The sequence below is a fragment of the Mesorhizobium kowhaii genome (assembly GCF_042431665.1).
Lineage (GTDB): Bacteria > Pseudomonadota > Alphaproteobacteria > Rhizobiales > Rhizobiaceae > Mesorhizobium > Mesorhizobium kowhaii.
This window is the reverse complement of record NZ_JBHLYT010000042.1, coordinates 62,909-86,903: the sequence shown is the minus strand read 5'-3', so window position 1 is coordinate 86,903 and position 23,995 is coordinate 62,909. Positions and strand designations below refer to the sequence as shown.

Below are 23,995 nucleotides of genomic sequence, written 5' to 3'. Positions count from 1 at the left end.
GAATTCGAGTTCGAAACCAAGATCGTCGGCGGTGCCGTTCCGAAGGAATACATCCCCGGCGTCGAAAAGGGCATCAACAGCGTCATGACCTCGGGTCCGTTCGCTGGCTTCCCGATGATCGGCGTCAACGCGACGCTGATCGACGGCGCTTACCACGATGTTGACTCCAGCGTTCTGGCCTTCGAAATCGCCGGCCGTGCCTGCGTTCGCGAAGCCGCGCCGCGCCTCGGCGTGCAGTTGCTTGAGCCGATCATGAAGGTCGAAGTGGCGACGCCGGAAGACTACGTCGACAGCGTCATCGGCGAACTGCACAGCCGTCGTGGCCAGATCCGGGGTCAGGAAAGCCGAGACCTAACCGTCATCATCAACGCGACGGTGCCGCTCGCGAACCTGTCCAAGCTGGAGGATGCACTTCGTTCGCATTCAAAAGGACAGGCACGCTTGAGTGCCAGCTATGCCGGATACGCCCCTGTTCCGCTACCGCCCGACGACCGCGACCCGTCGGCCGCCATGGCCATTGCCTAAACTCCGCTTTCCACAGCCATTTGCCGCGACCAGCTGATTGAGCTTTGATCCTAGTCCTTCAGCGGCTTGCCGAGACGGCCAGCCAGGTCCTGGGTGAACTGCCAGGCGACGCGGCCAGAGCGGCTGCCGCGCGTCGTCGCCCATTCCAGCGCTTCGGCGCGCAGCTGCTCGGGGTCGATGGCGAGGTCGTGATGGCTGATATAGCCGTCGATCATGTCGAGATATTCGTCCTGCGAACATTTGTGGAAGCCGAGCCACAGGCCGAACCGGTCGGACAGCGAGACCTTTTCCTCGACCGCCTCGGACGGGTTGATGGCGGTCGAGCGCTCATTGTCGATCATGTCGCGCGGCAACAGATGACGCCGGTTCGAGGTAGCATAGAAGATGACATTGGCCGGGCGGCCCTCGACGCCGCCTTCGAGCGCTGCCTTCAGCGACTTGTAGGAGGTGTCGTCGTGGTCGAAGGAGAGGTCGTCGCAAAACAGGATGAAGCGGAAGGGGGCTGCCTTGAGCAGGCCCATCAGTTTCGGCAGCGTGTCGATGTCCTCGCGGTGGATTTCGATCAGCTTCAGCGGCAGGTCGGACTTGGCCTTGGCATTGATCTCCGCATGCACGGCCTTGACCAGCGACGATTTGCCCATGCCGCGCGCGCCCCACAACAACACGTTGTTGGCCGCATAGCCGGCAGCGAAGCGTTCGGTGTTGTCGACAAGGATGTCGCGGACGCGGTCGACGCCACGGATCAGGCCGATGTCGACGCGGTTGACCTTGCGCACCGGCTCCAGATAGCCCGGATCGGCCTGCCAGACGAAGCAGTCGGCCTCGCCGATGTCCGTTTCAGGCACTGGCGGTGGGGCGAGGCGGCTAACCGCCTCGATCAGGCTGTCGAGCTTCTTGTTGAGGGCGTCAATGCTGCTGTCGGTCATGTCAGTCTTTTGTTTTTCGCGTTCTGAAGTGGGGAGCGTGCCGATTCCGTCGGGTTCGAAACCGGTTGCAACCTTTTGTTCGAGCGTGATCTTTTCCGAAAACCAGCTCGTGCTATTCGCGATCATGCTCTAACACGGCTCAACAGGCCGGAAAAGCAGCCGATTTGGCCGGCCACGCAGTTGCATTGACAACTTTACCGACTATATTCCGGCCAAATTTCAAGGGGCCGCCAAACTCCACAGGACGGTTGGCGGCTGTTTTCAAAATTCAGGAGTACCTCGATGTTCGTGACACCGGCATACGCCCAAGGCATCGGCGGCGCCTCTCCCGATATGTTCATCAGCATTTTGCCGTTTGTCCTGATTTTCGTAATCATGTATTTTCTGATCATCCGGCCGCAGCGCACGCAGCTGAAGAAGCGCGGCGAGATGCTGGCCGCGGTTCGTCGCGGCGACACGGTCGTCACTGGCGGCGGCTTCGTCGGCAAGGTGACCAAGGTGATCGACGACAATGAGCTCGAGATCGACCTCGGCGGTGGCACCAAGGTGACCGCATTGCGTTCGACGATCGCCGATGTGCGCGTCAAGGGCGAGCCGGTGGCGAACCAGAACGCCAAGAAATAACCGAATTTCAGGCGGAGCGATCCGCGGACACGCTCTGACGGACGACGCCATATGCTGTATTTTTCGCGCTTCAAGATGATCCTGATCTGGGTGGCAGTGGCCATCACAGTGATCCTCGCCGCGCCCAATCTCATTCCCGCCTCCACGTTGGCGCAACTCCCCAGCTGGGTGCCGAAGCGGCAGATGACGCTCGGCCTCGACCTGCAGGGCGGCTCGCACATCCTGCTGGAGATGAATCAGAACGACCTGATCAAGGACCGGCTGGAGACGACGCGCGACGAAATCCGCACGCTGCTGCGTGACGCCAAGATCGGCTATACCGGCCTTGCCGGCACGGGGCGGACCTTGCAGGTCCGCATCACCGATCCTGCCCAGCTCGATGCCGCCAAGAAAGCGCTGAAGCCGCTGACCGATCCGGTCGCTGCCGGCCTGTTCACCGGCGGCTCCATCCAGGAAATGACGCTCGATGATTCCGAGCCCGGCCTGCTCAAGTTCAACGTCACCGACGCTGGCATTAAATACCGCACATCGACCGCATTGACGCAGTCGATCGAGGTGGTCGAGCGCCGCGTCAACGAGCTTGGCACGACTGAACCCATTGTGCAGCGGCAGGGCGACGACCGTATCCTTGTCCAGGTGCCGGGTCTGCAGGACCCGCAAAGGCTGAAGGAGATCCTTGGCCAGACCGCCAAGCTGACCTTCCAGATGGTCGACCAGTCGATGCCGGTGCAGGACGCGCTCAACGGCCGTCCGCCCGCCGGTTCGTCGGTGCTGTATTCGCAGGACGATCCGCCGGTTCCCTATCTGATCGAAAACCGCGTCATCGTTTCGGGCGAAAATCTCGTCGATGCCCAGGCGACATACAATTCGCAGAACAACGAGCCGGTAGTTTCGTTCCGCTTCGATTCGAAAGGTGCGGCGCGCTTCGGCCAAGCCACTGCGCAGAATGTCGGCAAGCTGTTTGCCATCATCCTCGACAATCAGGTGATTTCGGCGCCGCAGATCCGCGAGCCGATCCTCGGCGGCACCGGCCAGATCTCGGGTAATTTCACCGCCCAGAGTGCCAACGACCTCGCCGTGCTGCTGCGCGCCGGCGCATTGCCCGCGACGCTGACGGTGATCGAAGAGCGTACCGTTGGTCCGGGGCTCGGCCAGGATTCCATCCATGCCGGCAAGGTCGCCGGCATCATCGGCTCGATCCTCGTCGTGGCCTTCATGTTCGTTGCCTACGGCTTCCTCGGCTTCCTCGCCAACATCGCGCTGGCGGTGCACGTGGCGATGATCGTCGGGCTGTTGTCGCTGCTTGGCGCAACGCTGACCCTACCGGGTATCGCCGGTATCGTGCTGACCATCGGCATGGCGGTCGATTCCAACGTGCTGATCTACGAACGTATCCGCGAGGAGCGACGAAACGGCCGCTCCGTGATCCAGGCGATCGACACCGGTTTCACCAAGGCGCTGGCGACCATCGTCGATTCCAACGTCACCTCGCTGATCGCCACGGTGGTGCTGTTCTATCTCGGTACGGGACCGGTCAAGGGCTTTGCCATCACCTACGCCATCGGCATCCTGACGACTGTCTTCACCGCTTTCACCTTCACCCGGATGCTGGTGTCGATCTGGCTGCGTCGGGCGCGCCCGAAGGAACTGCCGCGTGCTCCGGTCACATTCGTTCCGCCGGGCACCAAGATTCCCTTCATGGGCATCCGTCGCTGGACTTTCACGCTCTCGAGCGCACTTTCGATCCTGTCGGTGGTGCTGTTCACAACCGTCGGCATCAATTACGGCATCGATTTCAAGGGCGGTTCGCTGATCGAGGTGCAGGCCAAAAGTGGCAACGCCGATATCGCCGACATCAGAGGCCGACTTTCGGACCTCAACATCGGTGAGGTCCAGGTGCAGCAGTTCGGTGCGCCAAACGATGTGCTGATCCGCGTCGGTACACAGGATGGCGGCGAGAATGCCGAGCAGACGGTCATCGACAAGGTGCGCGGCGAACTGCAGGACAATTATGATTTCCGCCGCGTCGAAGTGGTGGGGCCAACGGTTTCCGGGGAGTTGGCCAAGCAAGGCACGATCGCCATGGTGATCGCGCTGCTCGGCATTCTGGTCTATGTCTGGTTCCGCTTCGAATGGCAGTTCGCCGTCGGCGCCATCATTGCGACGGTGCACGATGTGGTCATGACCATTGGCTTCTTCGTCATCACCGGGCTTGAGTTCAACCAGTCCTCGCTGGCGGCGATCCTGACCATCATAGGCTATTCGCTGAACGATACGATCGTCGTCTATGACCGCGTTCGCGAGGATTTGCGAAAATACAAGCGGATGCCGCTGCCGCAACTCTTGAACAACGCCATCAACGAGACGCTGTCGAGAACGACGCTGACCTCGGTGACGACAATCCTGGCGCTGCTGGCGCTGGTGCTGTTCGGCGGCGAGGTGATCCGCTCGTTCACCATGGCCATGCTGTTCGGCGTCGTGTTCGGAACGTATTCGTCGATCTTCATCGCGGCACCGCTGCTCATCCTGTTCAAGTTGCGGCCGCAGGCCTCGACCTCGGATGAGGAAAAGCCGGTCGGCGGCGGCAAGACGGTCGCGACCTGAAGCGCGGCCCCGAAGGGGTGACAGAACGGTGACCGGCAAAGGCATCGTCATCCGCGAGGCGCATTTCCCCGGCCGCGCGCCGATCGAGGCCTATGGCAATGGCGGGTTCCGCTTCGCCGACATGTCGCATCGCGGCTCACTGCTCTGCCTGCCATCCGGCATCCATGGCTGGGAGCCGGCGGATCCTCTGGCGCTGACGGTGGCCGATTTCGACAGACTGCTGGCCGAAGCCGACAAGGTCGAAATCCTTCTGGTCGGCATGGGCAGGGACCTCAGGCCATTGCCGGCAGCACTGCGGGCCGCGCTGAAGGCGGCAGGCGTTGCGTCCGACCCGATGTCGACGGGTGCCGCGGTGCGGACCTACAATGTCCTGCTGGCGGAAGACCGCGCCGTGGCCGCCGCGCTCATCGCCGTCGATTGACATGTCCGAGAATGCCAAAATCGTCATGGACACGGTGCGCGCCGCCGACCACGACCGCTATCTCACCGCGCTCTACGCGCCGGCTGACAAACGCGACGCGCTGTTTTCGCTCTACGCCTTCAATGCCGAGATCGCAGGCATTCGCGATCGCATCCACGAAGCGCTGCCGGGCGAAGTGCGGCTGCAATGGTGGCGCGATGTCATTGCCGCCGGCGGGGAGGCCGGCGCCGGCCATCCTGTCGCCGAAGCGTTGAATGCCACGATAGCAAGGTACAATCTGCCGAAACTGGCCCTCGACAACATGCTCGAAGCCCGCATTTTCGACCTCTACGATGATCCGATGCCGTCGCGCACCGATCTGGAAGGCTATTGCGGCGAAACGGCTGCCGCACTCATCCAGCTTGCGGCGATGGTGCTCGATCCCGTCGAGGCGTCGCGTTTTGCCGAGCTTTCGGGCAGGGCAGGCTGCGCACAGGCGGTGACCGGCCTGCTGCTTCTGCTGCCGCGGCACCGCAAGCGCGGACAGTGTTTTGTCCCGGCCGATATCCTTGCCGCGGCCGGATCGTCGCCGCAGGAGTTCGTCACCGGCGACGGCGGTCCTGGCGCCAAACGCGCGATGGCGGCAATGATCGCGCTGGCGCGGGATCATCTTTCAGCCTTCGAACAAGGCGCATCGGCTTTGCCGGTCTCGTTGTATCCGGCATTCCTGCCGCTGACCCTGTCGCGTGCCTATCTCACGAAAATGGAAAGTGGCTCGCCGCTCGATGGTGTGGCGCGGCTGTCGGCCTTGCGCCGGCATTGGCTGCTGCTGCGTCGCGCGAGCAAGGGCTGGCCGGCACTTTGACGTAAACGTCAATCATGCTAGGAGTCTCCGAGCCAAAACTGTTGCCATAGACAACAGACCGGCCGGAGGAGATACCCATCCATGAGCTTGCCTTTGCTGGTCGCGATCGTCGCCCTTGGCATTGCGCTGTCGGTTGCCGCGGTGCATTTCACCGGTGGCAGCAAGACGTCCACGCTTACTAGCGCAGGTCAGGCGCAGAGCCGTTTCGCCGAGGATTTTCCTGATGAAATGGCGACGATGGTGCGCCTGACGGCGGATGCCAGGACGGCGTTCCTCGATCTCGGGCGAGGGCGCATCGGGATCGTTCACAGTATCGGCGGCTGTTTTTTGACCCGCATCGTCACGCCTCGGGACGTCACGGCTTTGACTGCCGGCGACGCAAACACGGTCTCGTTTCAGCTTGCCGATTTCACTTGGAAGGGCGGCCGCTTCTACTTTGCCAGCTCAACAGATGCGCAAGGCTTGCTGAACGCGCTTGAGCCGCACCGTTCAAATTCCACTGGGGAGGCGGCGTGATGGACAGCTACAACTTTCCGCAGGTCACCCAGCTTGCCATCCCGTTCTTCGTTGCCGCGATCCTGATCGAGCTCTGGCTGGTGCGCAGCGGCCGCGCCAAGGGCTCGTTCGAGACGCGCGACACGCTGACCAGCTTGATGATCGCACTGGCAATGTCATCGCCGGGTTGCTGCTGGGCGTGGTGTCCTACTGGGCGCTGCTGTGGCTGTGGCAGTTCCGCGTCTTCAATCTCGGCCTGTCGGTCTGGGTGTTCCTGGCCGCCTTCCTGCTCGATGACCTGCGCTACTATGTCTATCACCGCATCGCGCACAGGGTGCGCTGGGTGTGGGCCGAACATGTCAACCACCATTCCAGCCAGCACTACAATCTGTCGACAGCGCTGAGACAAAGCTGGACCGGCCTGTTCACCTTCATGTTCGTGCTGCAGGCGCCGCTGGTGCTGCTCGGCTTCCATCCGGCGGTCATTGCCTTCACCTTCGGCTTCAATCTGGTCTGGCAGTTCTGGATCCACACCGAGACGATCGGCAAGATGTGGGGCTGGTTCGAATTCGTCTTCAACACGCCGTCACACCACCGCGTCCATCACGCCACCAACCCGCGCTATCTCGACGCCAATTATGCCGGCACGCTGATCATCTGGGATCGCATGTTCGGCACCTTCGTCGAGGAGCTGGAAGAGGACCGGCCGCGCTACGGCATCGTCAGGAATCTCGGCACCTTCAATCCACTGAAAGTGGCGTTCCACGAATGGATCGGCATGTTCAGCGATGCCTTTGCACCGGGGCTGACCTTGAGCGATCGTCTGAACTACCTGATCAAGCCGCCGGGCTGGAGTCACGACGGCTCGCGCGAAACCTCGGAGAGCCTGAAAGCTGCCTATGTCAGGAGAAATCCTGACGAGGCCGGCAAGCCTGGGCTGCCGGCGGCGAGTGCCGAGCCAGCGGAGTAGCCTTGTCGTCAGGTTGGCTCGCTCGAACCGCCAGTTGGAGAACCACTTGCGCTTGACCTCTGGGCGATGAGTTCCCGTAGCCGGGTATCAACTTCTTCCATTGAAAGGTTTGGCCTCGTGTCCTCGATCGACGCCTTCACTCGCGCCCTAATCGATGCCATGCGCTCGGCGTGCTCTTCCTCTTCGCGCTGGAAAGCGCGAAGCGCGGCGCGGATGACTTCACTGGCCGATCCGAAGGAGCCGTCCTCGACTTTCTCGCGGATCATACGCGCCATGGCAGGCGTGACGGTGACGGACAGTTTCTCGGCGGATTCCATGACTGTGTCTCTCTCAGGCTGAAGTGGGATACTATCCTACTTTATACCTGAGGTCCAACCAGGGACGGAAAGATTGTTTATTCCGCTGCTTCGGCCGTTTGCGCCGCCAATCCCAGCCATTGCCGGCAGTCGGCGCGTGCACGTGCGGTTATCCCTTGTCGCTTGGCGACGGTCTTGTCCTTGCCGCGCAGGCGCTTGCCTTCGATTTTCGGCGCTTCCATCGGCGGGAACAGGCCGAAATTGACATTCATCGGCTGGAAGGAGCGTTTTCCCGGTTCGTCATCGGACACGATGTGGCCGCCGGTGATGTGATTGAGCAGGGCGCCGAAGGCTGTGGTGAGCGGTGGCAGGGATGGTGCATGGCCGAGCCTTTCGGCGGCGGCGAAGCGCCCGGCGAGCAGGCCGATCGCAGCGCTTTCGACATAACCCTCGCAGCCGGTGATCTGGCCGGCAAAACGCAGGCCGGGGCGCGACTTCAGCTGCAGCGAGGCGTCGAGCAAGGTCGGCGAGTTGATGTAGGTGTTGCGATGCAGGCCGCCGAGGCGGGCGAAGTCGGCGTTTTCGAGGCCCGGAATGGTGCGGAACACGCGCACCTGCTCGGCATGCTTCAGCTTGGTCTGAAAGCCGACCATGTTGTAGAGCGTGCCCAGCGCGTTGTCCTGCCGCAGCTGGACGACGGCATAGGCCTTCACCGTCGGATTGTGCGCATTGGTCAGCCCCATCGGCTTCATCGGCCCGTAGCGCAGCGTCTCGACGCCGCGTTCGGCCATGATCTCGATCGGCAGGCAGCCGTCGAAATAGGGCGTGCCTTCCCATTGTTTGAATTCGGTTTTCTGGCCGTCGACCAGCGCCTGCACGAAGGCGAGATATTGCTCCTTGTCCATCGGGCAATTGATGTAGTCCTTGCCGGTGCCGCCGGGCCCGACCTTGTCATAGCGCGACTGGAACCAGCAGGTGTCCATATCGATCGTGTCGAAATGGACGATCGGCGCGATGGCGTCGAAGAAGGCCAGCGCATCGGCGCCGGTCGCCTCCGCGATCGACTGGGCAAGCGAAGGTGCGGTCAGCGGGCCCGTGGCGATGATCGCCTGATCCCAGTCCGCCGGCGGCAAGCCCGGCACTTCCTCGCGCTGGATGGCGATCCGCGGATGCGCTTCGAGCCTTTTCGTCACCGCGTCGGAAAATCCGTCGCGATCGACGGCAAGCGCGCCGCCGGCCGGCACCTGGTTGGCGTCGCCGGCGCTCATGATCAATGAGCCGGCCAGCCGCATTTCGGCATGCAACAGGCCGACGGCGTTGTTTTCGGCGTCGTCGGAGCGGAAGGAATTCGAGCAGACCAGTTCGGCCAGACAGTCGGTCTTGTGCGCATCGGTGCCGCGGACGGGCCGCATTTCATGCAGGATGACGGGCACGCCAGCCTCGGCTGCCTGCCAGGCGGCTTCGCAACCGGCGAGGCCGCCGCCGATGATGTGGATTGGATTTTTGCTCATGAGCGCCGGAATAATCGCTTGGAGCCGTGATTGCAATTGCCGTGCGTGGCGCGGGGCAAACGGCTGCGGGCGCAACCAAACCCTGAAAACAACAACACCCGCCGGGGGAGGAGGTCCGGCGGGTGTCGTTTTTGGGGTCGACCCTCGGGAGGAGGTGAAGGCCGACCGTATTCGTCATCGCCGGGGAGGAGGTCGGCTTTGACGAAATCTCTTTCGCCATTTTTGAAAGGGGCGAAACCCTTTTGGGAAACAACGCCCGCCGCGGGAGGAGGTGCGGCGGGCGCCGTTTTGGTGGTCAACCCTCGGGAGGAGGTGAAGGTTGACCGGATCCGTCAGGGTCGGGGAGGAGGTCGACCCTGGCGAAATTCTGTTATTTAGATCGCCCGGCGAGCGACGATCTTGATTTCGTCGCGGACGATACCGAGATCATGCAGCTGGCGGTTCGAAAGGCGACCCAGCTCGGTAACCGTCTCGCGATAAACGCGCCAGTTACGATAGTTGCGGATCAGGTTCATTGTCGTTCTCTTTTCAAAACTTGTTCGGACCATTTGCGGTCCGAAGAATTAGACCGCCTTGCGAGCGACGTAAGGAATGTCGCTGCGGCTGATGCCGAGGTCGGTCAGTTCACGGTTGCTCAGGCGGCTCAGCTCGGACACGGTGTCCCTGTAGCGGCGCCAGTTGCGGTAGTTGCGGATCAGGTTCATGGTATTTCTCGTTTCGTCTTTCTTTCGGATCATTCCGTCTTTGTGTACGAACCACAGATAGGCGGGCCTATATCGATTTAAAAGCGCTATGGCTGCATGGCAGCAATGCAAATTGTGCAATGCAGCATTAACGCGCGTTCACGGACCTGACACAAAGAAACCCGAATCGGAAAATGCCGTTGCGCCAACGGTTTGACCGGGTCGGCTGAAAAAAAGACCAAACTGGGGAGAAGCGTGATGGCGGGCTATTCGTCACGAGTGAGGGCGGATATCGCGCGCTGGCGGCAGGCCGGCCTGATCGATGCCGCCACCGCCGATTCCCTGACGCGCGATGTCGAGGCCAACGAGCGCAAATCGCTCAGCTTCGGCTCTATCCTGGCGATGATGGCTGCCTTGCTGTTCGGCGCCGCCATCCTGATTTTCGTCGCTGCCAACTGGGACGCCATCCCGCGGCTGGCGCGGGTCGTGGCACTCTTTGCCATCATCCTTGGCGGCTATGTCGGCGGTGCGCTGCTGAAGACGCGCGACCATGCGGCGATCGGCGAGGCGCTGTGGATCGTGGCCGCAGCGGCCTTCGGCGGCTCGATCGCGCTGATCGGGCAGATGTATCATCTCTCCGGCGACGAGGCGTCCGCCTTGGTCACCTGGGGCGCGGGCACGGCATTGGCGGCGGTCGCCCTGCGTTCGAACCCGCTGACCGTGGCTGCGGTCGGCATTGCCGATGCCTGGCTGTTCCTCAAAGGCTTCGATTATTACGGCCGCAGCGAATTTCCGCATCTCTTCGTGGTCATGGCGATCGTGCTGTTTGCCGTCTCGTTCTGGACCCGCAGCCAGCCGGCGCGGCACCTGATCATCCTGTCGCTGCTCTTCTACCTCGTGCTGTTTGCCATGGATCACGCGACACTGCAGGTGGCGATCCCCCTGGTCATCGTCTCAGCGCTGCTGTTTGCGGCTTCCGTCTTTGCGCCGGAGCCGGTCGACAAGATCGTGCAGCTCGGCGGCCGCTTGCCCTTGCATGCGCTGCTCGGCTTCCTCACCGGCCTGGCGATGGTCCAGTTCGAACTGGCCGATGAAAGCACCTACAACAGCGGATTCGCCATCGCTTCGGTGATTGCGTTGGCAGGCATCGTCGCTGCAATCGTGCTGGCAGGGCGGGAAAGCCGCGGGTTGCGCTGGCTTGCCTATGCCGGCTTCGCTTTCGAACTTGCCGTCATCTATGTGGTGACGTTGCAATCGATGCTCGATACGGCCGGCTTCTTCCTTGCCGCCGCGGTGCTGCTCGGCATCCTTGCGATCGTCATCATCCGCATCGAAAAACGCATGAAGAGCCCAGTCGCCAAGGGAGCCACGGCATGATGACCGGAAAGAGGCTGATCATATCGGCGCTGGTGCTGGCGCTCGTCCAGATAGGTTTCCTGAGCTGGATCATCGCCGGCCGGGCAGCGATCCTGCGCAACGGCAAGGAAGTCCTGCTGAAGATCGAACCCGTCGATCCCCGCGATCTCCTGCGCGGCGACTACATTATCCTCGGCTATGGGATTTCGCGGATACCGGTGAAAATGATCGCCAACGTCCCGGCCGACAAGCTCTCCAGCGACGACACGTCGATTGTCGTCCGCTTGAAGAAGGGTGCCGACGGCTATTGGCAGCCGACCACCGCCTGGTTCGGCAAGGCGCCGACGCCGGCCGCTGCCGACGAGGCCGACATATCAGGCCATGTCGCCGAGGGCTGGGATCTTCGCAGCGAAGGCATGACTATTGCGCCGGATTATGGCATCGAGCGCTTCTATCTGCCGGAAGGCGAGGGGATGGCGATCCAGAACGACATGCGGGTGCGCCCGTTCGGCATTCGCATCGCACTTGCGGGCGACGGCACCGCGCAGATCAAGGCGCTGGTGGACGGCGACAAGACGCTGTTCGAGGAACCGCTTTATTAGACCAATGACGTCGACCGTGATGGTCGACGGAAGCCCTCAGCCCGGTAAGAAGCATGCCAATCACCCTGTCGACGCGTGAAGACATCAACCTCGACACCGTTTTCCGCGTCGCCTGGAAGAAGGACACCGTGGAGATCGGCGAGAAGGCCTTGCAGCGCATCGCCGAATGCCGAGCCTCGTTCCTGAAGCTCATCGAATCCGACCCGCCGCCGGTCATCTATGGCGTAACCACTGCCATGGGGGAGCTGGCGAGCCGCAAGCTCGAACTTGACGAGCGGGATCGCCATGCGCGCATCAAGGCGTTCGCCGCCGCGACCTCGTTCGGCGATCCATTGCCCGATCGGGTGGTCCGGGCGATCACGCTTGCCCGACTGACGAACTTCATCGAAGGCAACGCAGCCACCACGCCACGCATCGCGCTCGCTGTTGCCGCGATGCTCGACGGCGGCCCGATGCCAACGGTACCGGCCTGCGGCCAGGGCGGCGCCGGCGAGATCCTGGCGCTTTATCCGTTGTTCGCCGAGCTTTCGGCGCGCTTCGATCTGGAAGTCAAGGAACGGGGCTCGTTGATCAACGGCTCGCCCTGCGCCGCCGCTTTGGTGGCCGACGCGGCGCTTGCGGCGCGCCGCCGCATCCGGATGGCGCACAAGGTGTTCGCGCTGTCGATCGAAGCGTTTCGCGCCCCGCTCGAGCACTATGACGCGGCGCTTGACACGCTCTGGGGTGATCAACATGAAGCCGCGGCCCTCCAGGGGTTGCGGGAATTTCTCGTCGGTGCCGGAGACGGGCGGCGCAACTATCAGGCGCCGGTCAGCTACCGGATCGTGCCGCGCGTTCTCGGCCAGGCGCATCGTGCGCTGTCGTCTGCCGAGCGGGCGGCCACCGTGTCGCTGGCCTCGATATCGGACAATCCGGTCTATATCCCGCCGGACGATGCACATCCGCTCGGCCGCTGCATCAGCACCGGCGGCTATCACAATGCCATGGCGACACCGGCACTGGACGATCTGGCGGCGATATGGGCCGATATCTGCCTTCTCTGCGACCGTCATGCCTCCAAGCTCCTGAACGGCAAGGTGTCGCTGCTACCCGATCTTTTGATGACCGGGCGGCATTGGGCCGACAGCGATGGCCACGGCAGTGTCGGCTATGTGCCGATGGCGATCACAGGCTATCTCGAGCAGGCCAAGCTCGCCGCGCAGCGTACCTTCATTCCGGGAACGGAATCAGCCGGTGCCGGACAGGACGATGTCGCCACCACGGCGTTCTTCGCATGGACCAAGGAGGCGACCGCCGGCCGCTGCGTCGATGCGGCAATGGCGATGCTGGCGATGATGGCCTCGCAGGCGCTGCACGTTACCGAACGCGCGCCGCCGCCAGCGCTTCAGGTCTTCGTCGATGAAATCAGAGCTATCGTGCCGCCTGTCGGCGACGATCGCGTGCTGGGACCTGAACTGGCGAACCTGGCCGCGTGGTTCACAGGGAGAGCGTTCGAGGCGTAGGCACCGATGCCAGGAAGAAAGTCGTGGCCGGTGAATTGGTGCGGATGAAGGGACTCGAACCCCCACGCCTTTCGGCACTGGAACCTAAATCCAGGGCGTCTACCAGTTCCGCCACATCCGCATGGACCGGCAATCCCATGTAGCCATCATTCTGTCAATGTCGGGGCCAAAATGTTGGTTGTTCGCCGAAATGCGAAGATGGTTGAAAATTAGCCCCGCCTGTGACAAAAGGCGTGTCGAATGTGACGGGACGCGACGATCCGCTTCTGCAAAATGTGATAAGAAGTAGGAAAAACAAGAACTTATTCACATTTTGGAACGCAGTTTGGGAGAATTTGAGCCGTATTTTCGGTCAAATTGCCAGGTTCCGTACCAAAAGCCATTCCCGGCAAGATTATACCGGCAGGCTGTGAACGGCAGAGGCCGTGGCAGTCTCATTGGTGAAAACAAAGGTTTTACGATGCAGGTCACCGAAACGCTCAACTCCGGTCTCAAGCGCGAGATCAAGATCACCGTGCCGGCCGGTGACATGGAAGCCAAGCTGATGGCGCGGCTTTCGGACGCCAGGAACAAGGTCCGCATCAACGGCTTCCGTCCCGGCAAGGTGCCGGTGCAGCACCTGCGCAAGGTCTACGGCAAGTCGTTCATGGCTGAAGTGGTCAACGAAATCCTCAATGATTCGACCCGCACGATCATTACCGGGCGTGGCGAAAAAGCTGCCATGCAGCCCGAAGTCATCATGACCGAAGACGAGAAGGAAGCCGAGAAGATCCTGGCCGGCGGCGCCGACTTCGAATTCCGTCTCAACTACGAGATTATTCCGACGATCGAGATCAAGGATTTCTCCGACATCAAGGTGACGCGCCAGGTGTTCGACGTGCCGGACACCGAGATCGACGAGCAGGTCCAGCGCGTCGCCGAATCGGCACGCAGCTACGAGCCGAAAACCGGCAAGGCCGCCACTGGCGACCGCGTGACCATCGACTATGTCGGCAAGATCGACGGCGAGGCCTTCAATGGCGGCGCCGGTACCGATCAGCCGCTGGTGCTGGGTTCGAAGGAGTTCATCCCCGGCTTCGAGGATCAGCTGGTCGGCGCCAAGGCCGGTGACGAAAAGCAGGTCACCGTAACCTTCCCGGAAAACTACCAGGCGGCGCATCTTGCCGGCAAGGAAGCGACCTTCGACGTCACCGTCAAGGAAGTGTCCCAGCCCGGCGAACTGGAAATCAACGACGAGACCGCCAAGAACCTTGGGCTGGAGTCGCTTGAGCGCCTGCGCGACGTCGTGCGTGGCCAGATCGAAAGCCAGTTCGGCGCCATGACGCGCCAGAAGGTCAAGCGCCAGCTGCTCGACCAGCTCGACGCGTCCTACTCGTTCGAGGCGCCGTCGAAGCTCGTCGACGCCGAGTTCAACAACATCTGGGCTCAGGTCAATCGCGACCTGGAAGCAGCCGGCCGCACCTTCGCCGACGAAGAGACGACGGAAGAAGAGGCACGCGCCGAATATCTGCGTCTTGCCGAGCGCCGCGTGCGTCTTGGCCTGGTGCTGGCTGAAATCGGCGAGAAGGCCGGCGTCACGGTATCGGACGAGGAGTTGCAGCGCGGCCTGTTCGAGCAGGTGCGCCGCTATCCGGGCAACCAGCAGCAGGAAGTCTTCGAGTTCTACCGCAGCAACCCGGAAGCGTTGAACACGCTGCGGGCGCCGATGTTCGAGGAGAAGGTGGTCGACCATCTGCTCGGCCAGATCTCGGTCACCGACGTCAAGGTCAGCAAGGAAGAGCTGATGGCCGACGACGAGGAGGCCGAGACCGCGGTCAAGGCGAAGCCGGCGAAGAAAGCCGCTGCCAAGAAGGCTGACGACCAGAAGGCCGACGACGCGGAAGAGCCCAAGAAAAAGGCAGCGCCGAAAAAGAAGGCCGCCAAGGACGCCGAATAACACGAGCATTTCGTTGAAACAGGAAAGGCCGCCCTCAAGGCGGCCTTTTTCGTTGCGAAACTGCAACAGCCGGCACGCTTCGCGAGCGACGGCCAGTAGCGATACGAAACTTTGATCACTATCTGCGTTTCTATCGCAAGCCGCTTGGGTTGTTGGAGGGCGTGTTGAGACTGTTCGTCGAAGTGGGACACGCTGCGGCAATGGCGCTGGTCCTTGTCTCGGTCTGCGGCATTGCCCGAGCCGATACGCTTGACAATTGGCGGTTCGAAACGGCCGAAGACGGCCTCGTCACGGCGTCGCTTTATGCCACCAACAAGTTGATCACCGGTGGTGGCGCGTTGAGCTACAGCCCGGTCCTGACCATCGCCTGCCGGGCAAACAGCGAACCGCATTGGACCGAATGGCTGCAACTGAACGACGCCGTCTCGGCCAGCCGCAAGATCACCATGTCGGTCACGCTCGACCAGGGCAACAAGTTCGATGAAAGCTGGTCGGTCGGCACGCGCGGCCGGATGCTGGTGCGCGACGGCGCCGACGGCATCAAACGGCTTGTTGCAGCCAACCGGCTCCGGCTTTCCTGGCGGTTCGGGCTGCTGTCGGGGCGCGGCGAGGCCGATTTCAACCTCGCCGGGTTCGGTGAAGCGGTCAACCAGGTTGCCGGCAGCTGCAACACCGACGTACCTTGAGCCACTGCGGACCGCCTAAACCTTTGTACAGTCGACTTCTTCTATCTGCCGGCCAGATTCAGTGGTATACAGGTGCCGCAATTCGATTTGGGGGGAGAAGCGGATAATCTGTTCTGCCGTGCAAGGCGCATTGCCGGTGATACCGGCATGCGCAGATCGTCTCAGGCACATTTGACGATCAGGGAGGAAAGTCATGCGCCTAGTCGCGTTTTTCGCCGTCGTGTCTTTTGCAAGCTTCGTCGCCAATCCATCGCAGGCTCAGGATACTGCGGCTGGCGAGAAGGTCTTCACCAAATGCAAGGTCTGCCACATCGCAGACGAGGATAAGAACAAGATCGGTCCATCGCTGCACGGCGTCATCGGCCGCACCGCCGGTACGCATCCGGATTTCAAATATTCCGATGCCATGATTGCGGCTGGCAAATCCGGCGTCAAATGGGACGAACCAACACTGACGGCCTATCTTCACGATCCCAAGGCCATGGTCAAAGGGACCAAGATGGCGTTTCCCGGCCTCAAGAACGATGCGGACGTGGCCAACGTCATTGCCTATTTGAAAACGTTCTCCAAGTGACCTGGCTCCTCCGCCATGCGTCTAGCCTCTTGTTTTACCGTGATCTTATCCGAACCGAAGGGCAGCGTGGGCAAAACCGGGTTTCAGTTTTCGCTCGCGCGCCTTCACTTCGGGATCATGGCCTAGGTTGCCTGCTTCCATCGGTCTGAGATGTCGACTAGGGAAAACCGCCTCAAGGATACCGGCATTCGCCTCTCGGAAGCGACGGCGGGTGATTTCTTCGCGCTTTTGAAGCCGAGGGTCATGGCGCTTGCTGTGTTCACTGCTTTCGTCGGCCTGATGGCGGCGCCTGGCGCGATGAATCCGTTCATCGCCGTGATTGCAATCGGTGCGATTGCGATTGGAGCAGGAGCGGCCGGGGCCCTCAACATGTGGTACGACGCGGACATCGACGCGCTGATGTCGCGCACATCAAAGCGGCCGGTTCCGTCGGGCCGCGTCACGCCCGGTGAAGCTCTCGGCTTCGGCCTCGTGCTTTCCGCGCTTTCGGTCATGACACTCGGCGTGCTGGTGGGCTGGCTCGCCGCATCGCTGCTGGCCTTCACCATCTTCTTCTATGTCGTCATCTATACGATGTGGCTGAAGCGCTCGACGCCGCAGAACATCGTCATCGGCGGTGCGGCGGGTGCCCTTCCTCCGATGATTGGCTGGGCGGCCGCAACTGGCGCCATCGGCGTTGAAAGCCTCATCCTGTTTCTGATCATCTTTCTGTGGACGCCGCCGCATTTCTGGGCACTCGCGCTGTTCAAGGTCGGCGACTACGCCGCTGCCGGCATCCCGATGATGCCGAACGTGGCCGGCCAGGCCTCGACCAGAAAACAGATATTCGCCTATTCACTGCTCCTGGCGCCAATCGGCGTGCTGCCCTGGGCGTTCGGATTCGCGAGCGGGTTCTATGGAATTGTTTCGGCTGCATTGGGCGCGGGTTTCATCTGGCACGCCTGGAAGGTTCTGGTTGTTCCAGACAAGGAGATGAAGCCTGCAAAGGCACTGTTTGCCTTCTCGATTTTCTATCTTTTCGCGATCTTTGCCATACTGCTTGCCGACACCATTGCAATGCGGGCGTTCACGTCAACCGGAGGTTGACGGCATGACCGCTGTTGTCGGATTGCTGGCCGGGACGGCCGGTCTGTAATTGCTGCATTGAAGACGTTGCAGACCAGGATCGGCTCGAACATCACGATGGTATTGCACAGAATCCCAGGATCAGCAGAGCGACTATGCCAAGGCCGAGTATGAGAAGCGTCCTTCCGTCCATGACCTTCACCTTTGATCTCAGGAGAATATCGAAAAAAGACCACCAGAGCTAGCCAGACGCCGGAGCTCTTCTGACAAAGGGCGACAAGTCTCTGGCAAGAGAGTATGCTGATTCCGGTGCAGGTCGCGGTTTTGCGTGGCCAGTCACGCAGAACGACAGCACCGCGAAACCGCGACCTTACCGGACCTGGTCTGGAGGGAATGGTCATGGCAAGCTTTCACGTGATAGCAGGCGCCAGCGAGACGCTGGAACATACCAAAATTCGAAAAATCGGTGTTTCCGACCTTTTCGATGCGCTCAAGCGGGGCGTCGACGATTTCATGGTCAAACCGTCGCACATCGTTTTTCTCTGCCTGATCTATCCGCTCGTGGGCGTCGTTCTCGCCGCGTGGACGTCGGGCAACAATGCGTTGCCATTGTTGTTTCCGCTGGTGTCCGGCTTTGCGCTGATCGGTCCATTCGCGGCGATCGGCCTCTATGAAATCAGCCGCAGACGGGAAGCCGGGCTCGACACCTCCTGGAGGCACGCTTTAGAGGTCAGGAATTCTCCGGCCCTGCCGGCCATCGCGGCGGTCGGGATCATGCTGTTTGCAATCTTCATCGCCTGGCTTTTGACCGCTCAGCTATTTTACCAGTTTCTCTTCGGCCCGGCGCCGCCGGAATCGATATCCGGCTTCATCAATGAAATATTTGCCACCGGACGCGGCTGGACGCTGATTATCCTGGGGCACGTCATCGGCTTCGTCTTCGCCGTGGTGGTGTTGTGCACAACGGTCGTCGCCTTCCCATTGTTGCTCGACCGCGACGTCGGCGCCTACGAAGCCATCCACACCTCGGTGCGTGCGGTGCTGGCGAACCCGATCACCATGGCTGTCTGGGGACTGATTGTCGCCGTAGCCCTGATCATCGGCTCGCTGCCGGTGTTCGCCGGGCTGGCCGTCGTGTTGCCGATCCTCGGTCACGCCACCTGGCATGTCTACCGCAAGGTCGTGGAGTCGCCCGCCAGACCGGCGAGTTGAGGAATTCTGCCTCACCGCACCGGCGAGGATGCCGGTGCAAGTCTGATCGAAGCCGTCAGTAGGCCGGGTGACTGAAACGGGCCTGGTATGCACCCATGGTCAGGTTTCGGAAATCCTTGCCGCTGACATGCACCAGCGTTCTATGGTCGCCGCCTTCGAAGTAGACGTCGGCGGCATCGCCAAGGCTTTCATCGACAATCACCGGCACATCATAGGCTGCGCCGATCGGCGGGATGGCGCCGGTGTCGCAATCAGCGAAGAGCAAAATCACCTCGTCTTCGGAGGCGAGCCCGAGACGCTTGTCCATAACGTCTTGCAACCTGCCAAGTTCGATCCTGTGGGTGCTGGGAACCACGGCCAGCGTGTAGCCGAGCTCGTGGTGAACAACCACGGATTTCGCCATTATGCTGCCGGGCACATGCGCGGCTATCGCCGACTGCCGGCTTGTTGAAGTGCGATGATGAGCGACGGTGTCATAGGAAATTCCCTTGCCGTCGATGAAGTCCTTCAGTCTCGTTGCGATCGTCATCTTGGCCTCCCTTGCCGGAGTGAGCGACGCACGGGTTTGCGCGTCAGTGCCCGGATCCGAAAAACGCCAGCCTGGTGAAAAGGGTGTAGTCGGCTTCGAAGACCATCATTGTCGTGAACACCAGCACCAGTATCGGCGGCAGGATGATCGCATAGGCCAGCGCCAGCCGCTCCCAGGCCATGTGCATGAAGACGGCGACGATCAGCCCTGCCTTGAGGATCATGAAGATCAGGATCAGCGACCATCTGAGATAGCCTTGCAGGCCGAAATAATCGACCAGGTAGGAGCAGGTGCTGAGGATGAACAGCCAAGCCCAGACCACCAGATAGAGCTTGATGGGATGTTCCTGATGCTCGTCGGCGTGGGCGACGGCCGCCGGCGCCTCATGTGCATGACTAGCGTGTAGCGCGTGTTGTCCGAGGCCGTTTGCGGTTGCTTCTGCCATGTCTGCCTCTCACCAAAGATAGAAGAATGCGAAGATGAACACCCAGACCAGGTCGACGAAGTGCCAGTACAGCCCCATGATCTCGACATTCTCGTAACGGCCCGTCCGGCTGGTGAAGAAGCCGCGTCGTCCGGTGTCGAAATCGCCGCGCCAGACCTTTCGCGCCACGATGATCAGGAAGATCACCCCGATCGTCACATGAGTGCCGTGGAAACCGGTGATCATGAAGAAGGACGAACCGAATTGTGCGGCGCCCCAGGGATTGCCCCAGGGCCGTACCCCTTCAGTGATGAGCTTGGTCCATTCGAAGGCCTGCATGCCGACAAACGTCGCGCCGAGTGCCGCGGTCAGAAGCATGAGGATTGCCGTCTTGCGGCGGTCGCGGCGATAGCCGAAATTGACCGCCATGGCCATCGTTCCGCTGCTTGAGATCAGCACGAAGGTCATGATGGCAATCAGGATCAGCGGGATATCCGAGCCGCCGATGCGAAGCGCAAAGACTTCGCTCGGATTGGGCCACGGCACGCGTGTCGACATTCGCGCGGTCATGTAGGAGAGCAGAAAGCAGCCGAAGATGAAGGTGTCGCTGAGCAGGAAGATCCACATCATGGCCTTGCCCCAGGACACGTTCTTGAACGCACGCTGATCCGAGGACCAGTCGGCGGCAATGCCTTGCCAGCCTGAGGGCCGTGGCTCCGTCTTGCCGATATGCGTCAGTGTCTCTGCCATCCGCTTGATCCCTTCAGGTCAGCAACTGTCGGCAAATGTCGATGAACGTAGCGGCCCAACCGGCCAGCAGGGCAAAGATGGCGAGCCAGACGAAGAGCAGGAAATGCCAGTACATGGCGCACAGTTCGACGCCGAGGCAAAGCCGCTCGGGTCGTGCTCCGTTCCATGCGCCGACGGTTGTTCTGCCCAGGCCCACCAGCCCGCCCAGTATATGCAGGCCATGCATGCCAGTGATCAGGTAGAAAAAGCTGTTGGCCGGATTAGAGCTTAGCAGATAGCCATCTTCGGTCATCTGCCGCCATGCCATGAGCTGTCCGATCAGGAAGGCAAGCGCCGTGAGCCCGGCCGTGGCAAGGCCAAGCCTGACCATGTCGATCTGACCGTTGCGTGCCGCCACCACGGCGCATTGCAGCGCGATGCTGCTCAGGACCAGCACGCCCGTGTTCAGCCAGAGCAGGCGCGGCAGCGGCAGAGGCCGCCAGTCTGACAGGCCCATGCGCATGAAGTAGGCGCTGGTGAACAGCGAAAACAGGCAGCCGACGACGGCGAGGAAGACGCCGAGGCCGATCTTGGCGGTGGGCAGCGCCGACCGGTCGAGGCCGACAAAATCGCCGGCCACACCTTGTTCGAGCCATGGCTTGGTCATCAGTCGCTGGTGCGAAAGCCACCAACCGGCAAAGCCGACAATGACGAGCAGGAAGACCAGGATGACGCTCATGCCGGCTCCCTCGAGGGGGCGAAGGAGCCCGGCATGTTCTGCGGGATGAAATCCTCCTTGGCGCCCGGTACGCTATAATCATAGGCCCAGCGATAGACGATCGGCAGATCCTTGCCAAAATTGCCGTGGGCCGGCGGTGTTTGCGGCGTCTGCCATTCGAGAGTCGTGGCCCGCCACGGATTGCCGCCGGCCTCGCGACCATGGCGGATGCTCCAGATCAGATTGAACAGGAACACCATTTGGGCAAAGCCGACGATGAAGGCCATGATGCTGATGAACGAGTTCAGATGGTGGGCCGACTCCGTCATGATAGTCATGTCGGTCAGTTCAGCGTAGCGCCGCGGCACGCCCATCAGGCCGAGGTAGTGCATGGGGAAGAAAATCAGGTAGGCGCCGAGGAACGTGACCCAGAAATGGAACCGGCCCAACGTCTCGTTGAGCATCCGGCCGGTGACCTTCGGGTACCAGTGGTAGATCGCGCCAAAAACCACGAGGATCGGGGCGACACCCATGACCATATGGAAGTGGGCGACGACGAACATCGTGTCGGACAGCGGAACATCGACGACGACATTGCCGAGAAACAACCCGGTCAGCCCGCCATTTACAAAGGTGACGATGAACGCCAGGGCAAAGAGCATGGGTATGGTGAGATGGATGTCGCCACGCCATAGGGTCAGCACCCAATTGTAGACCTTGATGGCGGTCGGAACGGCGATGATCAGCGTCGTGGTGGCGAAGAAGAAGCCAAAATAGGGGTCCATGCCGCTGACATACATGTGGTGCGCCCAGACAACGAAGCTCAGCGCGCCAATGCCGACGATGGCCCAGACCATCATGCGGTAGCCGAAGATGTTCTTGCGTGCATGGGTGCTGATCAGGTCGGATACGATGCCGAACGCCGGCAGCGCCACGATGTAGACCTCGGGATGGCCGAAGAACCAGAACAGGTGCTGGAACAGGATCGGACTGCCGCCATTGTGCTGCAGTTGCTCGCCCATCTCGGAGATCGCCGGCATGAAGAAGCTGGTGCCGAGGGCGCGGTCGAGCAGCATCATCACGCAAGCGACGAACAGCGCCGGGAAGGCGAGCAGCGCCATGACGGTCGCGGTGAAGATGCCCCAGACGGTCAGCGGCAGGCGCATCATTGTCATGCCGCGCGTGCGGCCCTGCAGCACAGTCACCACATAGTTCAGGCCGCCCATCGTGAAGCCGATGATGAACAGGATCAGCGAGGAGAGCATCAGGATGATGCCCCAGTCCTGGCCGCCTGGTGTGCCGCTCATGATGGCTTGTGGCGGGTAGAGCGTCCAGCCGGCCCCGGTCGGTCCGCCGGGCGCAAAGAAGCTCGACACCAGAACCAGCACGGCGAGCAGGTAGATCCAGTAGCTCAGCATGTTGACATAGGGAAAGACCATGTCACGCGCGCCGACCATCAATGGGATCAGATAGTTGCCAAAGCCGCCGAGGAAGAGGGCGGTGAGCAGGTAGATCACCATGATCATGCCGTGCATGGTGATGAACTGGTAGTAGGCTTCCGGTGTGATGAAGTCGAACGTACCGGGGAAGCCGAGCTGCAGCCGCATCAGCCAGGACAGCACCAGGGCGACCAGGCCTATTCCCGTCGCCGTCGCCGAATACTGTATGGCGATGACCTTGGCGTCCTGCGAGAAGACGTACTTCGTCCACCAACTGTGCGGATGGTACAGTTCGACTTCCGCGACTTCGGCCGGCGGGATGCCATCTGCAGGCGTGATGTCGACCATAGGAACACCTCCGTGTCCTTTTCAGCGAGACCCGACCGTTTCGAGCTTTGCTGCAATTTTCAAACCTGACGCCGCCGTGTTGCCCGGCGCCTGGTCTGCCGAGCCCGTTTGCTGGGGTGCCGACAACTGGGCGAAAGTCTGCTGCTGGCCAAGCCAGGCCAGGTAGTCTTGCTGGGTGTCGACCATGACCACACCATGCATCAAAGGATGGCCTTGGCCGCAAAGTTCGGCGCACAAGACCTGAAAGGTTCCGGTCTTGGTCGGGGTGAACCAGAAATAGGTGACCGAGCCCGGGATCATGTCCATCTTGGCGCGGAATTCCGGCACATAGAAATCATGCAGCACATCGATCGAGCGCAGCAGCATCTTGACCGGTTTGCCGACCGGCAGATGCAGATCGGCCGCTGCGACCACGACATCGTCCTGACCATTGGGATCGCTGGCGATGACGCCCAGCGGATTGTCAGCGGTGACGTCGCGGGTGTCGGATGTGCCAAGCTTGCCGTCCTTGCCGGGCAGGCGGAAACTCCACTGCCACTGCTGGCCGACGACTTCGACGTCGGTTGCATCGCTCGGGACGTTGACAAACCGGCTCCAGACGAACAGGCCGGGAACCAGCAACGCCGTGACCCCAACCGCGGTGACGATCGTCAGCCACGATTCGAGCCGCTTGTTCTCCGGTTCGTAGGCAGCCCGGTTCCCTTCCCGATGACGGAAGCGGAAGACGCAATAGGCCATGAATAGAACCACGGCGGCGAAGACGACGCCGGTAATCCAGAAGGTGATGATGATGGTGTTGTCGATATAGCTCCAGTTCGAGGCAATCGGCGTCCACCACCATGGGCTCAGGAGGTGAAACAACACCGAGCCCACGACGATCAAAACGAGTACAAGCGCTACGGCCATGTCCCGTCCTCCCGGCATTCGAGGGGGCGCAAAGCTGTCCCAGGAAAAGCCAACCGCATCATAGCTTGAT

General features: G+C 61.4%; 24 protein-coding genes, 1 tRNA gene and 2 pseudogenes. 15 read left to right on the top strand and 12 right to left on the bottom strand.

Features of this window, described 5'->3' with window-relative positions; genetic code table 11:
- Positions 1-525 (top strand): annotated as a pseudogene (gene fusA / locus ACFFNA_RS24085) (elongation factor G); the annotation flags it as partial.
- 50 nt (positions 526-575) lie between these two features.
- Here fusA and ACFFNA_RS24080 read toward each other — a convergent pair.
- Positions 576-1,451 carry an ATP-binding protein gene (locus ACFFNA_RS24080; protein ID WP_378922132.1) on the bottom strand — a complete coding sequence of 292 codons (876 nt, stop codon included), beginning with the start codon at positions 1,449-1,451 and terminating at the stop codon, positions 576-578.
- 282 nt (positions 1,452-1,733) lie between these two features.
- Here ACFFNA_RS24080 and yajC point away from each other — a divergent pair, with 282 nt between their 5' ends.
- The 6 genes and pseudogenes from yajC to ACFFNA_RS24050 all read left to right on the top strand — a co-directional run bounded on the left by yajC (position 1,734) and on the right by ACFFNA_RS24050 (position 7,409).
- Complete coding sequence (gene yajC, locus ACFFNA_RS24075; protein WP_010909882.1) at positions 1,734-2,075, top strand: preprotein translocase subunit YajC; 342 nt, start codon at positions 1,734-1,736, stop codon at positions 2,073-2,075.
- Between the two features lie 51 nt (positions 2,076-2,126).
- Complete coding sequence (secDF, locus tag ACFFNA_RS24070; RefSeq protein ID WP_378922129.1) at positions 2,127-4,679, top strand: protein translocase subunit SecDF; 2,553 nt, start codon at positions 2,127-2,129, stop codon at positions 4,677-4,679.
- A gap of 28 nt (positions 4,680-4,707) precedes the next feature.
- Positions 4,708-5,100 (top strand): Mth938-like domain-containing protein, encoded by a 393-nt coding sequence (locus ACFFNA_RS24065; protein WP_111547372.1) that lies wholly within the window; start codon positions 4,708-4,710, stop codon positions 5,098-5,100.
- A 1-nt stretch (position 5,101) separates the two neighbouring features.
- On the top strand, positions 5,102-5,944 hold the full coding sequence (locus ACFFNA_RS24060; RefSeq protein WP_378922127.1) for a phytoene/squalene synthase family protein: 843 nt from the start codon (positions 5,102-5,104) through the stop codon (positions 5,942-5,944).
- 81 nt (positions 5,945-6,025) lie between these two features.
- Positions 6,026-6,460 (top strand): hypothetical protein, encoded by a 435-nt coding sequence (locus ACFFNA_RS24055; RefSeq protein WP_378922125.1) that lies wholly within the window; start codon positions 6,026-6,028, stop codon positions 6,458-6,460.
- A pseudogene (locus ACFFNA_RS24050) lies at positions 6,460-7,409 on the top strand (sterol desaturase family protein). The gene ACFFNA_RS24055 and the pseudogene ACFFNA_RS24050 overlap by 1 nt, the downstream one beginning before the upstream one ends.
- An 8-nt stretch (positions 7,410-7,417) precedes the next feature.
- Here the strand turns inward: ACFFNA_RS24050 and ACFFNA_RS24045 are convergent.
- The 4 genes from ACFFNA_RS24045 to ACFFNA_RS24030 all read right to left on the bottom strand — a co-directional run bounded on the left by ACFFNA_RS24045 (position 7,418) and on the right by ACFFNA_RS24030 (position 9,920).
- Positions 7,418-7,726 (bottom strand): type II toxin-antitoxin system ParD family antitoxin, encoded by a 309-nt coding sequence (locus ACFFNA_RS24045; protein ID WP_111547370.1) that lies wholly within the window; start codon positions 7,724-7,726, stop codon positions 7,418-7,420.
- Positions 7,727-7,803: 77 nt separating this feature from the next.
- Positions 7,804-9,216 carry a methylenetetrahydrofolate--tRNA-(uracil(54)-C(5))-methyltransferase (FADH(2)-oxidizing) TrmFO gene (trmFO, locus tag ACFFNA_RS24040; protein WP_378922122.1) on the bottom strand — a complete coding sequence of 471 codons (1,413 nt, stop codon included), beginning with the start codon at positions 9,214-9,216 and terminating at the stop codon, positions 7,804-7,806.
- 374 nt (positions 9,217-9,590) lie between these two features.
- Positions 9,591-9,731 (bottom strand): DUF1127 domain-containing protein, encoded by a 141-nt coding sequence (locus ACFFNA_RS24035; protein WP_013895120.1) that lies wholly within the window; start codon positions 9,729-9,731, stop codon positions 9,591-9,593.
- 48 nt (positions 9,732-9,779) lie between these two features.
- Positions 9,780-9,920 (bottom strand): DUF1127 domain-containing protein, encoded by a 141-nt coding sequence (locus ACFFNA_RS24030; RefSeq protein WP_013531315.1) that lies wholly within the window; start codon positions 9,918-9,920, stop codon positions 9,780-9,782.
- Between the two features lie 237 nt (positions 9,921-10,157).
- Between ACFFNA_RS24030 and ACFFNA_RS24025 the strand changes: the two genes are divergently transcribed.
- The 3 genes from ACFFNA_RS24025 to ACFFNA_RS24015 are packed head-to-tail and all read left to right on the top strand — an operon-like array spanning position 10,158 to position 13,359.
- Positions 10,158-11,276 carry a DUF2157 domain-containing protein gene (locus ACFFNA_RS24025; protein WP_111547368.1) on the top strand — a complete coding sequence of 373 codons (1,119 nt, stop codon included), beginning with the start codon at positions 10,158-10,160 and terminating at the stop codon, positions 11,274-11,276.
- Entirely contained in the window at positions 11,273-11,857 is a 585-nt protein-coding gene (locus ACFFNA_RS24020) for a GDYXXLXY domain-containing protein (protein ID WP_378922118.1), read from the top strand. The genes ACFFNA_RS24025 and ACFFNA_RS24020 overlap by 4 nt, the downstream gene beginning before the upstream one ends.
- Before the next feature lie 53 nt (positions 11,858-11,910).
- Complete coding sequence (locus tag ACFFNA_RS24015; protein ID WP_378922116.1) at positions 11,911-13,359, top strand: aromatic amino acid lyase; 1,449 nt, start codon at positions 11,911-11,913, stop codon at positions 13,357-13,359.
- 36 nt (positions 13,360-13,395) lie between these two features.
- Here ACFFNA_RS24015 and ACFFNA_RS24010 read toward each other — a convergent pair.
- Positions 13,396-13,480: transfer RNA gene (locus ACFFNA_RS24010), tRNA-Leu, on the bottom strand.
- A gap of 339 nt (positions 13,481-13,819) precedes the next feature.
- Between ACFFNA_RS24010 and tig the strand changes: the two genes are divergently transcribed.
- The 5 genes from tig (at position 13,820) to ACFFNA_RS23985 (ending at position 18,832) form a co-directional block, all read left to right on the top strand.
- Positions 13,820-15,295 (top strand): trigger factor, encoded by a 1,476-nt coding sequence (tig, locus tag ACFFNA_RS24005; protein WP_378922114.1) that lies wholly within the window; start codon positions 13,820-13,822, stop codon positions 15,293-15,295.
- Between the two features lie 164 nt (positions 15,296-15,459).
- Positions 15,460-15,981, top strand: a complete 522-nt coding sequence (locus ACFFNA_RS24000; RefSeq protein WP_378922112.1) for a hypothetical protein — start codon at positions 15,460-15,462, stop codon at positions 15,979-15,981.
- Between the two features lie 193 nt (positions 15,982-16,174).
- Positions 16,175-16,555 (top strand): c-type cytochrome, encoded by a 381-nt coding sequence (locus ACFFNA_RS23995; protein WP_111547364.1) that lies wholly within the window; start codon positions 16,175-16,177, stop codon positions 16,553-16,555.
- Positions 16,556-16,705: 150 nt separating this feature from the next.
- Complete coding sequence (locus tag ACFFNA_RS23990) at positions 16,706-17,641, top strand: heme o synthase (RefSeq protein ID WP_378922110.1); 936 nt, start codon at positions 16,706-16,708, stop codon at positions 17,639-17,641.
- Between the two features lie 378 nt (positions 17,642-18,019).
- Positions 18,020-18,832, top strand: a complete 813-nt coding sequence (locus ACFFNA_RS23985) for a DUF2189 domain-containing protein (RefSeq protein WP_111547636.1) — start codon at positions 18,020-18,022, stop codon at positions 18,830-18,832.
- Positions 18,833-18,887: 55 nt separating this feature from the next.
- Here the strand turns inward: ACFFNA_RS23985 and ACFFNA_RS23980 are convergent, their stop codons facing one another.
- Genes ACFFNA_RS23980 through ACFFNA_RS23955 form a run of 6 tightly spaced genes read right to left on the bottom strand, consistent with a single transcriptional unit; the run spans position 18,888 to position 23,925 of the window.
- Positions 18,888-19,361 carry an aminoacyl-tRNA deacylase gene (locus ACFFNA_RS23980; RefSeq protein WP_378922108.1) on the bottom strand — a complete coding sequence of 158 codons (474 nt, stop codon included), beginning with the start codon at positions 19,359-19,361 and terminating at the stop codon, positions 18,888-18,890.
- A 43-nt stretch (positions 19,362-19,404) separates the two neighbouring features.
- Entirely contained in the window at positions 19,405-19,806 is a 402-nt protein-coding gene (locus ACFFNA_RS23975) for a cytochrome C oxidase subunit IV family protein (protein ID WP_111547361.1), read from the bottom strand.
- 9 nt (positions 19,807-19,815) lie between these two features.
- Positions 19,816-20,535 (bottom strand): heme-copper oxidase subunit III family protein, encoded by a 720-nt coding sequence (locus ACFFNA_RS23970; RefSeq protein WP_111547360.1) that lies wholly within the window; start codon positions 20,533-20,535, stop codon positions 19,816-19,818.
- Between the two features lie 13 nt (positions 20,536-20,548).
- Entirely contained in the window at positions 20,549-21,253 is a 705-nt protein-coding gene (locus tag ACFFNA_RS23965; protein WP_378922105.1) for a cytochrome c oxidase subunit 3, read from the bottom strand.
- A complete protein-coding gene (gene ctaD / locus ACFFNA_RS23960; RefSeq protein WP_378922103.1) occupies positions 21,250-23,019 on the bottom strand; it encodes a cytochrome c oxidase subunit I in 1,770 nt (589 codons plus the stop codon). Before ctaD ends, ACFFNA_RS23965 begins: the two co-directional genes overlap by 4 nt.
- A 21-nt stretch (positions 23,020-23,040) precedes the next feature.
- The gene (locus ACFFNA_RS23955) at positions 23,041-23,925 is read right to left on the bottom strand and encodes a cytochrome c oxidase subunit II (protein ID WP_378922101.1); all 885 of its coding nucleotides are present in this window, start codon (positions 23,923-23,925) and stop codon (positions 23,041-23,043) included.
- Positions 23,926-23,995: the final 70 nt, after the last annotated feature.

Coding starts and splice junctions, on each gene's coding strand:
- ACFFNA_RS24080 (WP_378922132.1), bottom strand. CDS start 1,451: ATGACCGACAGCAGCATTGACGCCCTCAACAAGAAGCTCGACAGCCTG.
- yajC (WP_010909882.1), top strand. CDS start 1,734: ATGTTCGTGACACCGGCATACGCCCAAGGCATCGGCGGCGCCTCTCCC.
- secDF (WP_378922129.1), top strand. CDS start 2,127: ATGCTGTATTTTTCGCGCTTCAAGATGATCCTGATCTGGGTGGCAGTG.
- ACFFNA_RS24060 (WP_378922127.1), top strand. CDS start 5,102: ATGTCCGAGAATGCCAAAATCGTCATGGACACGGTGCGCGCCGCCGAC.
- ACFFNA_RS24055 (WP_378922125.1), top strand. CDS start 6,026: ATGAGCTTGCCTTTGCTGGTCGCGATCGTCGCCCTTGGCATTGCGCTG.
- ACFFNA_RS24045 (WP_111547370.1), bottom strand. CDS start 7,726: ATGGAATCCGCCGAGAAACTGTCCGTCACCGTCACGCCTGCCATGGCG.
- trmFO (WP_378922122.1), bottom strand. CDS start 9,216: ATGAGCAAAAATCCAATCCACATCATCGGCGGCGGCCTCGCCGGTTGC.
- ACFFNA_RS24035 (WP_013895120.1), bottom strand. CDS start 9,731: ATGAACCTGATCCGCAACTATCGTAACTGGCGCGTTTATCGCGAGACG.
- ACFFNA_RS24030 (WP_013531315.1), bottom strand. CDS start 9,920: ATGAACCTGATCCGCAACTACCGCAACTGGCGCCGCTACAGGGACACC.
- ACFFNA_RS24025 (WP_111547368.1), top strand. CDS start 10,158: ATGGCGGGCTATTCGTCACGAGTGAGGGCGGATATCGCGCGCTGGCGG.
- ACFFNA_RS24020 (WP_378922118.1), top strand. CDS start 11,273: ATGATGACCGGAAAGAGGCTGATCATATCGGCGCTGGTGCTGGCGCTC.
- ACFFNA_RS24015 (WP_378922116.1), top strand. CDS start 11,911: ATGCCAATCACCCTGTCGACGCGTGAAGACATCAACCTCGACACCGTT.
- tig (WP_378922114.1), top strand. CDS start 13,820: ATGCAGGTCACCGAAACGCTCAACTCCGGTCTCAAGCGCGAGATCAAG.
- ACFFNA_RS23995 (WP_111547364.1), top strand. CDS start 16,175: ATGCGCCTAGTCGCGTTTTTCGCCGTCGTGTCTTTTGCAAGCTTCGTC.
- ACFFNA_RS23990 (WP_378922110.1), top strand. CDS start 16,706: ATGTCGACTAGGGAAAACCGCCTCAAGGATACCGGCATTCGCCTCTCG.
- ACFFNA_RS23985 (WP_111547636.1), top strand. CDS start 18,020: ATGGCAAGCTTTCACGTGATAGCAGGCGCCAGCGAGACGCTGGAACAT.
- ACFFNA_RS23980 (WP_378922108.1), bottom strand. CDS start 19,361: ATGACGATCGCAACGAGACTGAAGGACTTCATCGACGGCAAGGGAATT.
- ACFFNA_RS23975 (WP_111547361.1), bottom strand. CDS start 19,806: ATGGCAGAAGCAACCGCAAACGGCCTCGGACAACACGCGCTACACGCT.
- ACFFNA_RS23970 (WP_111547360.1), bottom strand. CDS start 20,535: ATGGCAGAGACACTGACGCATATCGGCAAGACGGAGCCACGGCCCTCA.
- ACFFNA_RS23965 (WP_378922105.1), bottom strand. CDS start 21,253: ATGAGCGTCATCCTGGTCTTCCTGCTCGTCATTGTCGGCTTTGCCGGT.
- ctaD (WP_378922103.1), bottom strand. CDS start 23,019: ATGGTCGACATCACGCCTGCAGATGGCATCCCGCCGGCCGAAGTCGCG.
- ACFFNA_RS23955 (WP_378922101.1), bottom strand. CDS start 23,925: ATGGCCGTAGCGCTTGTACTCGTTTTGATCGTCGTGGGCTCGGTGTTG.